Annotated in this window: 10 protein-coding genes; 3 read left to right on the forward strand and 7 right to left on the reverse strand. The window is 48.2% G+C overall.

From position 1 onward, the window contains the following. The coding region (locus ACTHUE_RS06785; RefSeq protein ID WP_440423158.1) for a ferritin-like domain-containing protein at nt 1-260 on the forward strand (260 nt) is incomplete at its 5' end. 121 nt (nt 261-381) lie between these two features. Here the strand turns inward: ACTHUE_RS06785 and ACTHUE_RS06790 are convergent. Then, the gene (locus ACTHUE_RS06790; protein ID WP_049335259.1) at nt 382-1,497 is read right to left on the reverse strand and encodes a methyltransferase; all 1,116 of its coding nucleotides are present in this window, start codon (nt 1,495-1,497) and stop codon (nt 382-384) included. A 226-nt stretch (nt 1,498-1,723) separates the two neighbouring features. Here ACTHUE_RS06790 and ACTHUE_RS06795 point away from each other — a divergent pair, with 226 nt between their 5' ends. Continuing rightward, nucleotides 1,724-3,517, forward strand: coding sequence for a 2-isopropylmalate synthase (locus ACTHUE_RS06795; RefSeq protein WP_049330811.1), 1,794 nt, complete (start codon nt 1,724-1,726; stop codon nt 3,515-3,517). Between the two features lie 82 nt (nt 3,518-3,599). Here ACTHUE_RS06795 and ACTHUE_RS06800 read toward each other — a convergent pair whose 3' ends face one another. From ACTHUE_RS06800 to ACTHUE_RS06820, 5 genes are all read right to left on the reverse strand, one after another. Continuing rightward, nucleotides 3,600-3,932 carry a hypothetical protein gene (locus ACTHUE_RS06800; RefSeq protein ID WP_004520308.1) on the reverse strand — a complete coding sequence of 111 codons (333 nt, stop codon included), beginning with the start codon at nt 3,930-3,932 and terminating at the stop codon, nt 3,600-3,602. A 96-nt stretch (nt 3,933-4,028) separates the two neighbouring features. Then, nucleotides 4,029-4,514 (reverse strand): 5-(carboxyamino)imidazole ribonucleotide mutase, encoded by a 486-nt coding sequence (gene purE / locus ACTHUE_RS06805; RefSeq protein ID WP_003686478.1) that lies wholly within the window; start codon nt 4,512-4,514, stop codon nt 4,029-4,031. Nucleotides 4,515-4,594: 80 nt separating this feature from the next. Beyond that, nucleotides 4,595-5,350: a tetratricopeptide repeat protein gene (locus tag ACTHUE_RS06810; RefSeq protein WP_004520309.1), complete on the reverse strand. Its 756-nt coding sequence runs from the start codon at nt 5,348-5,350 to the stop codon at nt 4,595-4,597. A 14-nt stretch (nt 5,351-5,364) separates the two neighbouring features. Further along, nucleotides 5,365-6,033, reverse strand: coding sequence for a class I SAM-dependent methyltransferase (locus tag ACTHUE_RS06815; protein WP_004520310.1), 669 nt, complete (start codon nt 6,031-6,033; stop codon nt 5,365-5,367). 11 nt (nt 6,034-6,044) lie between these two features. Then, a complete protein-coding gene (locus tag ACTHUE_RS06820) occupies nt 6,045-6,230 on the reverse strand; it encodes a DUF3460 family protein (RefSeq protein ID WP_004520311.1) in 186 nt (61 codons plus the stop codon). 218 nt (nt 6,231-6,448) lie between these two features. Here ACTHUE_RS06820 and ACTHUE_RS06825 point away from each other — a divergent pair, with 218 nt between their 5' ends. Next, nucleotides 6,449-7,801, forward strand: coding sequence for a polynucleotide adenylyltransferase PcnB (locus ACTHUE_RS06825; protein ID WP_004520312.1), 1,353 nt, complete (start codon nt 6,449-6,451; stop codon nt 7,799-7,801). Nucleotides 7,802-7,905: 104 nt separating this feature from the next. Here ACTHUE_RS06825 and rpoD read toward each other — a convergent pair whose 3' ends face one another. Continuing rightward, complete coding sequence (gene rpoD / locus ACTHUE_RS06830) at nt 7,906-9,858, reverse strand: RNA polymerase sigma factor RpoD (RefSeq protein ID WP_004520313.1); 1,953 nt, start codon at nt 9,856-9,858, stop codon at nt 7,906-7,908. Nucleotides 9,859-9,908: the final 50 nt, after the last annotated feature.

The raw sequence follows: 9,908 nt of genomic DNA on the forward strand, positions 1-9,908 counted from the left end.
AAGAATTGGGTAAACTGTTGATCGGTGAATCTACCGAAGAAATCATTGCCTGCGATCTGAAAAAAGAGTATGAAAAACATGATACTCTGGTTGCAGCCATCGCTCTTGCAGAAGAGCAACAAGACTATGTCAGCCGTGATTTGTTGGAAAAACAAAAAGACATCAACGAAGAACACATCGACTGGCTTGAAACTCAGCAGGAATTGATTGGTAAAGTTGGTTTGCCAAACTACCTGCAAACAGCGGCGCAAGAGGACTAAAACACAAACCACTGCCAAATATAGCAGTCCCTGCTCCCATCGACGGCATATCTTTACGGATATGCCGTTTTCTTTTATAAAAATGCTTAAAGGCCGTCCGAATGTTCAGACGGCCTTGATTTTATATCGCTTTCAAACGGTATAGATAAGTAGTTTCCTTGTTTCTGGCAAACGCCAAAGGATCGGATTCATCTATTGCTTTTTTGTGTTGCGGTTTAGTTTTCAAAATATCGACTACATTGAGTGAGGCCGTCTGAAAGCATTGGTTTAGAAAGTCTTTGTTGCGCAAATGTAAGTGTTCTGCCAAGTCGGAAATAATTAACCAGGCTTCGCCGTTTGGATTTAAGTGCTGGCGTACGCCGTTGAGGAACGCGGTTAACATGGCATGATTGGGGTCGTAAAGGGCGGTCTCGATGGCAGAGGTCGGTTTTGCCGGCAGCCAAGGCGGATTGCAGACGATAAGGTCGGCGCAAGTTTCGGGAAATAAATCAATCGATTGGATGTTGACAGCTTTATCCAGGCTTAGACGCTCAAGGTTTGCTGTGGCGCAGGCTATTGCTTTTGGGTTGGTGTCTGTGGCAATGATGTCGGGTATGCCTCGCTTGGCCAAAATTGCGGCAATAACACCTGAGCCGGTGCCGATGTCAAAGGCCGTCTGAATATGGGGAGCGAGTGGGGCTTGTGTGATTAAATCCAAATACTCGCCGCGCAGTGGAGAGAATACGCCGAAAGGAACATGGATTTTTCCATCAAGCTGAGGAATGTCTATGCCTTTTTTGTGCCATTCGTGTGCACCGATAAAACCCAATAATTGATTTAGCGGCAAAAGAAACGGTTTGTCGTTTAGTGTGTCGTAAACATCGCACAAGGCGGCGTAGATGTCGGGTGCGCGTGCATTGTCCAGTTGAAAATTAGGTTGGATTTCGATGGCAAGCATATTGAGCAAACGGCTTTGTTGCGCCTGTTTCATACGGTGGGCATGAAAGGCTGTCTGAATATCGGCAGGTGCGCCTTTCTTTTTTTCAGACGGCCTGCGGATACGTTTTTTCATTGCAGATAAGACTTGCTTGGCATTGTGAAAATCGCCAGTCCAAACAGTTGCAGTTTGCGCGTGGGCATTTTTTAAGATTTCTGTTGCGCCTGCTTCTTGTATGTAAACCGCCTGCTTGGGTGGCTTTTGTGTACTTTCGTTGCGCCATTCGATGTCGGAGCGGTTGGTAGGGATGGTATGGGGCATAATGTGTTTCAAATCGGGGAAATAGGGGATTAGTTTACTATATTTAGGATGTGTTCGGTTTGAGAGGAGCTTTTAATAGTCCAAATTAGACAAAATGTATAAAAATTTCTCAAGTTTTAAAATTTATACCAATATTTTGATAAAAATAGATTGTCGTTTTGTCTAAAATGAGTATAATGCAAAACCAGAACACAATAATCTTAATCAGATTTGGACAAGGAACATCATGCAATTAGACATTGACCGTTTGGTTGCCTATTTTGGCGGCGTAAACGCGCTGGCCGAAGCTCTGAAACAGCACGACCCGGAAAATGCTGCGACCACAGCGGCTATCTACAAATGGCGTACACGCGGGTCCCTGCCTTTGGCTCAGTTGCAAAAACTGACCGCTTTGGCGGAAGCGCAAGGCAGACCGCTTGATTTGAATGCTTTTTTACAAAAAAATGAATCTCTGGAGAGAACAGAAATGACACAAACCAACCGCGTTATCATTTTCGATACCACCATGCGCGACGGTGAGCAGTCCCCCGGCGCATCCATGACCAAAGAGGAGAAAATCCGTATTGCCCGCCAGTTGGAAAAGATGGGTGTCGATGTGATTGAGGCAGGTTTTGCAGCAGCCAGTCCGGGCGATTTTGAATCGGTTAATGCGATTGCCAAAATCATTACTAAATCTACAGTTTGCTCATTGGCGCGTGCCGTTGAAAACGATGTGCGCAAAGCAGGCGAAGCTGTTTCCCCTGCTCCGAAAAAACGTATTCACACTTTTATCGCCACCAGCCCCATCCACATGGAGCACAAACTGAAAATGAAGCCGCAGCAGGTCATCGATGCGGCGGTCAAAGCGGTAAAAATTGCCAAAGAATATACTGACGATGTGGAATTTTCCGCCGAAGACGCCGTGCGTTCGGATTTGGACTTTCTCGCCAAAATCTTTACGGCGGTTATCGAGGCAGGCGCAACCACCATCAATATTCCCGATACTGTCGGCTACTCCATCCCTTCCGTATGGTACGAGCGTATCAGTAACATCATCAAAAGCGTGCCCAACGGCGACAAAGTAGTCTGGTCGACCCACTGCCACAACGACTTGGGTATGGCGGTTGCCAACTCGCTGGCCGCTGTTCAGGCAGGCGTGCGCCAGGTGGAATGTACCATCAACGGTTTGGGTGAACGTGCGGGTAATGCCAGCCTTGAAGAAATCGTGATGGCGTTGAAAGTGCGCCACGACCTTTTCGGCTTGGAAACCGGCATTGATACCACGCAAATCGTGCCAGTATCCAAACTGGTATCTACTATTACCGGCTATCCGATTCAGCCAAATAAAGCAGTAGTCGGCGCAAACGCCTTTGCACACGAATCAGGCATCCACCAAGACGGCGTGTTGAAACACCCTGAAACCTATGAAATCATGACTGCCGAATCAGTTGGCTGGTCAACCAACCGCCTGACTTTGGGTAAACTCTCCGGCCGTAATGCTTTCAAAACCAAGCTGGCAGATTTGGGTATTGAGTTGGAAAGTGAAGAGGCGTTGAATGCGGCATTTGCACGCTTCAAAGAGCTGGCGGATAAGAAACGCGAAATCTTTGATGAAGACCTGCACGCTTTGGTGTCTGACGAAATGGGCAATATGAATACCGAAAGCTACAAATTCATTTCCCAAAAAATCAGCACTGAAACTGGTGAAGAGCCGCGCGCCGATATTGTGTTCAGTATTCGCGGTGAAGAAAAACACGCTTCCGCTAGCGGCTCAGGCCCTGTTGATGCCATCTTCAAAGCCATTGAAAGCGTAGCACAAAGTGGCGCAACCTTGCAGATTTACTCTGTCAATGCGGTAACTCAAGGTACAGAAAGCCAAGGCGAAACTTCCGTCCGCCTGCAACGTGGCGACCGTGTGGTCAACGGCCAAGGTGCGGATACCGACGTATTGGTGGCAACTGCCAAAGCCTATTTATCTGCGCTGAGTAAATTGGAATTCGGCCAAGCCAAGCCAAAAGCGCAAGGCAGAGGCATGATTTAATTTATTGAAAAGGTTAAGGCCGTCTGAAATCGTAGTGATACGTTTCAGACGGCCTTTTTTATTTGGTTAGAAAATAGTTTATTTATTGAAGTTTAAGCAGTCGGTCTTGTTCGACCGACAATACGCCATTTATTTTTTTGAAATAGGCAATGGCATCTTCAATCTTGGTCTTGGAAGACGGACGAATAGCAATGCCGTTCAGGTTTTTGTATTCATAAATCAAACTTGCACCCGAGGTTTTCACTGCTTTTAGCAATGGCGCAGAACCGGTTTGGGCATCATAGAAGATAATCAGGTTTCCATTTGTATCTTGGGCTTGTTGCTGAGATGGGATGGCAGTTGATTGAGTAGGAGTACTTGGGCTTTGGCAGGCGCAAAGCAGGGTGGAGAGTAGGATGAATGCTAGGGTTTTCATGGCATTAATTCAATTTGATAAAACACTAAGGCCGTCTAAACAATCGTAAAACGAAATCAAAGTTTCCCTTTACAACTTTCAGACGGCCTTTGTCAGTTATGCTTCAGGCAATTCCATGGCTAGAACGGTTTGCTCTTGTTTGGCACGGAAAGCCGCCAATTTTTCAGCCAATTCAGGATTTTCATTGGCCAAAAGTGAAATAGCAAACAGCGCTGCATTGGCCGCACCGGCTTCGCCAATGGCAAATGTGGCAACAGGAACGCCTTTGGGCATTTGTACAATCGAAAGCAGGGAGTCTTCGCCGCGCAGATATTTGCTGGGCACGGGAACACCCAAGACGGGCACCGTGGTTTTGGCTGCAACCATGCCTGGCAAATGCGCTGCGCCGCCTGCGCCGGCAATGATGGCTTTGATGCCGCGTTCGCGTGCGGTTTCGGCGTATTCAAACATCAAATCAGGCGTACGGTGTGCAGAGACGACACGCGCTTCGTATTCAACGCCGAATTCTTTGAGAAATTGTGCTGCCTGCTGCATCACCGGCCAATCGCTGTTGCTGCCCATAATAATGCCGACTTGGATCATGAAGAGTTCCTTTTGCTTGAATGGATTAAGGGTAAAAAAATATTCAGACGGCCTTGGGGATGACAAGGCCGTCTGAACGTTTATCTTTGTTTGAGACTGATGGAAGCGCGTTTTGCCGCTTCGCTGTTGGGGAAGCTTTGTATCAGTTTGCGCCATGTGCTGCGGGCGATGTCTTTTTGTTGCAGTTTGTATTGGCATTGGCCGATGCTGTACATGGCATCGGGAGCTTGCGGGCTGTTGCGGAATCGGTTGGCGTAGCGGTTGCCGATTTCGATAACGGATTCGCAGTTGCCCAGACGTTGTTGGCTTTGCAGGAGCAGGTACATATTGCGGCGGGCAATTTCGCTGCCATTGCCGCCGTCAGCCTCTTTCAAAATGGCCACTGCGGCGGAATAGTTGTTACGCTGATAGTATTTTTGCGCCTGATTATAAAGGCGTAATTCGTTTTGTGCGGCTGAGTCTGTTTCAGACGGCACGCCGCCGCCATTTGCCAAATAGTTCATTTTCAGCTTGCGGTCGTCCAATCGCTGGGCTTTGGGATTGGAAGCAGAAGTAGTCGGACGTTTGATAGTCCGTTGTTGTTCCAATGTGTGCAAGCGTTGATTTAATTCTTCAACCGTGCGTTCCAGTCGGGCAATTTGTATACCTAAGTGGTCAATCTGGGTTTGTGCGTCCAAACGCGGATAGGGAATACTTTTTTCAGGCAAAGGCTCACGCGGAATATCCGGCAGGACGAAGTTAGGATTATCGGCTGGTTGAAGAGGATGGGAAACGGCGCACGATGTGGCCAATAGAGTAAGCGGCAAAAGAAACAGGGAATGTGATAATGTTTTCATCGGATTGTGTCGTTTTATTTTTTTAGTAGCAGTGTCAAACCGTCGCCGACAGGCAGGGTAATGGGAATAATGCGTGTATCGCGCGGCAGATTTTGGTTGAAATGGCGCAGGATATCCAAGCTTGGCGGATCATTTTCGGCAGCTTCATTCATGACGCGCCCACCCAACAAGATATTATCGATGGCAATCACGCCGCCACTCCGTACCAGTTGCAAACAGCGTTCGAAATATTTTGGCGTAGGCGGTTTGTCGGCATCGATAAGTGCCAAGTCGTAGCTTTCCGATTCGCCTTGCGCAATCAAATCGTCCAAAGTCAGCAAAGCTGGTTGCAGATGAAGCGAGATTTTATGCGCTATACCTGCTGCCTGCCATGTTTCTCGGGCAATATCGGTAAAGGTTACATTAATGTCGCAAGCCGTGATTTTGCCGTCTTCGGGGAGGGAAAGCGCCATGGCGGTGCTGCTGTAACCGGTAAAGACACCAACTTCCAAATATTTTTTAGCATTCAATAATTTGGCCAACCACACCAACATGGCTGCCTGCTCTTGGGCGATGGCCATCTTTCCCAGACGATGTGATTGGGTACGCTCACGCAATGCGGTCAAAACGGGATGTTCGTGCTGACCGATGCTGTTGAGGTACTGCTGTAACGCCGGATCGGTATTGTGGGTGTTGGTCGTCATACCGATACGGGTTAGTCTTGATAGTAGGTGTAAGGTTTTTTGTTGACTTTGGCCGCTTCAAATTCAGCCTGTTCGGCCGGATTAAGGGTTACATCCCACAGTAAATGGCGGTTTTCGAGGCGTTGCGCTTCTAATTCGGGATGGTCGGACATGAGTTTGTCGAGGAATTGGGTAGCTTCGGATTTGTAGTGGTACATGATGTTTTGCCTGAATCGTTGTCAGACCGTCATTATAGCCGATATTTTTTGCCAATACGCTAATTAATCGAACTTCCATAAGGTATAATGGCACGTCTTTTTTAGGCTGTCTGAAGCCTTTGCTCAATGTTTTGTCTTTAATCTACGGCAGGATATTGTGCAAAGGCTTAAGCCGGACAAGTTTCAGACGGCCTTTTTTATCGTGAAAAGAGCTGCTTATGTTAAAAAAATGGCTGCATAAAGTGTTGCCTAAAAAACACGTCAAGTCGTTGCCCGAAAAGGAGATTATTCCGCTTGAGCAACATGGTATCCATGCGGATATGTTGAGCTTTGCCGCTGAGAAAATTGCCAAACGCCTGCATGAAGCCGGTTTTCAGGCTTATGTTGTAGGGGGAGCCGTTCGGGATTTGTTGCTCGGGGTTGAACCCAAAGATTTTGATATTGCAACCGATGCCACGCCGGAGCAAATCCGTAAAATATTCCGCCGCAGCCGCATTATCGGCCGCCGCTTTCAAATCGTTCATGTGATGATTGGTCCTGAAACTATTGAAGTGACGACGTTTCGCGGTGGCGATAAGGTTCAGCAAAATGCGCAAGGCCGCATTATGAAGGACAATACTTACGGCAGCATTGAAGAAGATGCCATGCGCCGCGATTTTACTTGCAATGCGCTGTATTACGACCCGATTAAAGAGGAAATTTGGGATTTCCATCAAGGCGTGGCTGATGTTGCCGATAAGAAATTGGTGATGATAGGTAATCCTGCTGAACGCTATCAGGAAGATCCCGTCCGTATTCTTCGCGCCGTCCGTTTGTCGGGTAAGTTGGGCTTTGAAGTGGAAGAGCAAACGGCTTTGCCGATTGCCGAATACGCAGGCCGTCTGAAAAATGAACCGGTGGCCCGTCTTTTTGACGAAATCATGAAAATCCTGTTTTCCGGCCATTCCCGTGCCTGTTTGAAACGGTTGAACGAGTTGGGTATTCCCGAAGGCATCCATCCGCTTTTAGATGCCTTGAAAACTGCCGAAGCAGCCGACAAACGTATGATTATGTTGGCTTTGAAAAATACCGACGAGCGTCTTCGTGCGGATAAGTCCGTTTCTGTCGGTTTTGTATTGGCGGCGGTATTGTGGCCGACACTAAACGCCATTTGGCAACGCAATCAAAGCCATGGTCAAAAACCTGTCCCTGCGCTGATGGATGCGATGAACACCATGCGCGATACGGTGGAGAAAGGTTGGGGCGTACCGCAAAGATTCTCTGCAACCATGCGTGAAATCTGGCAATTTCAGCCGCAATTCGACAATATGCGCGGTGCGCGCCCGTATCGTCTGTTGGCTCAAGCCCGTTTCCGTGCCGCTTATGACTTCCTGATTTTGCGTAGCGAAGTTGGCGAGGTTGATAAAGAGATGGCTTCTTGGTGGACAACTTTCCAGCATGCCGATGAGGAAACCCGTCAGCAAATGACTGCGGCCAATGAGCGCAAACGTCAGAAACAAAGTGGATCAACTGACGGCAAACCCAAACGTCGCCGCCGCCGTCCAAAAAAGAAAACCACTGAGGCTGAATAAAATTTAAGGCCGTCTGAAACCATTAAATCTTTTGAGATTTGGTTTTCAGACGGCCTTTTTGTATTTTAATAAAAACCGCAGGTCTTTCAACCTGCGGTTTGCTTTTACGATTTGTTTTCTTCGCTGTCGAGGAAGCTGCGGAGGCGGTCGCTGCGGGTAGGATGGCGCAGCTTGCGCAGGGCTTTGGCTTCGATTTGACGGATACGTTCGCGGGTTACGTCAAATTGTTTGCCGACTTCTTCCAAAGTGTGGTCGGTATTCATATCGATACCGAAACGCATACGCAACACTTTGGCTTCGCGCGGGGTCAGGCTTTCGAGGATTTCTTTGGTTACTTCGTGCAGGCTGGTGTACATCGCAGCTTCTGCCGGCGCAACGTTGTTGGCATCCTCGATGAAGTCGCCCAAGTGCGAATCGTCGTCGTCGCCAATCGGTGTTTCCATGGAAATCGGCTCTTTGGCGATTTTCATGATTTTGCGGATTTTGTCCTCCGGCATTTCCATCAACTCGGCCAGTTTGGCGGAATCAGGTTCTTCACCGGTTTCTTGCAGGTATTGGCGCGAGATACGGTTCATTTTGTTGATGGTTTCAATCATGTGAACCGGAATGCGGATGGTACGCGCTTGGTCGGCGATGGAACGGGTAATCGCTTGACGGATCCACCATGTGGCGTAAGTCGAGAACTTGTAGCCGCGACGGTATTCGAATTTGTCCACCGCTTTCATCAGACCGATATTGCCCTCTTGAATCAAATCAAGGAACTGCAAGCCGCGGTTGGTGTATTTTTTGGCAATGGAAATAACCAAACGCAAGTTGGCCTGAATCATTTCCTGTTTGGCTGCTGAGGTTTCTTTCTCGCTCAGTACCATGTTTTTGTTGATTTCTTTCAACTCTTCGATGGAAATGCGGGTTTCGGTTTCCATATTGGCCAGCTCGGCTTGTTTTTCTAGGATGGCGTGGCGGAAACGATCCAATGCGTTTGCCCATACACGGCCTTTGGCTACTTCTTTTTCAACCCATTCCAAATCGGTAATAGCAGGCAGGAAGTTTTCGATGAAGTAGTCGCGTTCCATACGTACGCGGTCGATACAGATATCGCGGATTTCGCGTTCGAGTTTGCGGATGTTTTCAACGCGACTGCGTAGGTTGCTGCTCAAATTTTCGATTTGACGTGTGGCAAAACGGACTTCTAACAGTTTGTTGGCAATGGCATCGCGGTGTTTCAGGTAGTTGGCGTGCTGACTGCCGTGTTTTTCCAACTGCTTGATCATTTTGCCGTATTCGCTCTCGATAAAGGCGAAGTGTTCCAAAACTTTTTGTTTCAGTTCGGCTAAATGGGCGGCGGATATGGCTTCAGAGTCGTTACCTGAATCGTCTTCATCTTCCTCGTCGCCATCTTCATCATCGCTATCGGTTTCACCTTCTTCATCATCAGGTTTGGCATTTTCCAAATGACCTAAGCCCAATTCGTTCAACAAAACTTCATTAGGGTCGATGATGGCTTCAACGACCTCATCCACACGGATTTCGTCGTTGCGGACTTGCTCGATCAACGCCAGAATTTCGGCAATCGAACCCGGGCAGGCGGAGATTGCCTGCACCATGTTTTTCAGTGCATTTTCGATTTTTTTGGCGATGATGATTTCGTCTTCACGCGTCAACAGATCGACTTGCCCCATTTCACGCATATACATACGCACAGGGTCGGTTGTGCGGCCGAATTCTGAATCTGCGCTGGAGAGTGCTGCTTCGGCTTCTTCAACAGCATCGTCGTCGGTCATGGCGGCGGCGTTGTCGCTCAAGAGGATGTCTTCAGCATCGGGGGCTTGCTCGGTTACTTGGATGCCCAAGCCGGAAATCATGCTGACGATGTTGTCGATTTGTTCGGCATCGGACATATCGTCGGGCAGAGCGTCGTTAATTTCAGAATAAGTGATGTAGCCGCGTTCTTTACCCATGATAATGAGTTGGCGCAGACGCGCGCGCTGCTCTTCGATACTCAAGGGACGGTTGTCATCTTGGTCTTGGTATTCTTCGTAGTTTTGGTTTTTAGACATGGATTGCTCTCTAGGTTGATAGGATGCCGACGGTTTACGGTGATGTGGCC

This window comes from Neisseria sp. P0021.S005 (genome assembly GCF_051956955.1).

Excerpts from the sequence above, each read along its gene's own strand:
- ACTHUE_RS06790 (WP_049335259.1), bottom strand. The coding sequence starts at position 1,497 with ATGCCCCATACCATCCCTACCAACCGCTCCGACATCGAATGGCGCAAC.
- rpoD (WP_004520313.1), bottom strand. The coding sequence starts at position 9,858 with ATGTCTAAAAACCAAAACTACGAAGAATACCAAGACCAAGATGACAAC.
- ACTHUE_RS06820 (WP_004520311.1), bottom strand. The coding sequence starts at position 6,230 with ATGTACCACTACAAATCCGAAGCTACCCAATTCCTCGACAAACTCATG.
- ACTHUE_RS06825 (WP_004520312.1), top strand. The coding sequence starts at position 6,449 with ATGTTAAAAAAATGGCTGCATAAAGTGTTGCCTAAAAAACACGTCAAG.
- ACTHUE_RS06815 (WP_004520310.1), bottom strand. The coding sequence starts at position 6,033 with ATGACGACCAACACCCACAATACCGATCCGGCGTTACAGCAGTACCTC.
- ACTHUE_RS06800 (WP_004520308.1), bottom strand. The coding sequence starts at position 3,932 with ATGAAAACCCTAGCATTCATCCTACTCTCCACCCTGCTTTGCGCCTGC.
- purE (WP_003686478.1), bottom strand. The coding sequence starts at position 4,514 with ATGATCCAAGTCGGCATTATTATGGGCAGCAACAGCGATTGGCCGGTG.
- ACTHUE_RS06795 (WP_049330811.1), top strand. The coding sequence starts at position 1,724 with ATGCAATTAGACATTGACCGTTTGGTTGCCTATTTTGGCGGCGTAAAC.
- ACTHUE_RS06810 (WP_004520309.1), bottom strand. The coding sequence starts at position 5,350 with ATGAAAACATTATCACATTCCCTGTTTCTTTTGCCGCTTACTCTATTG.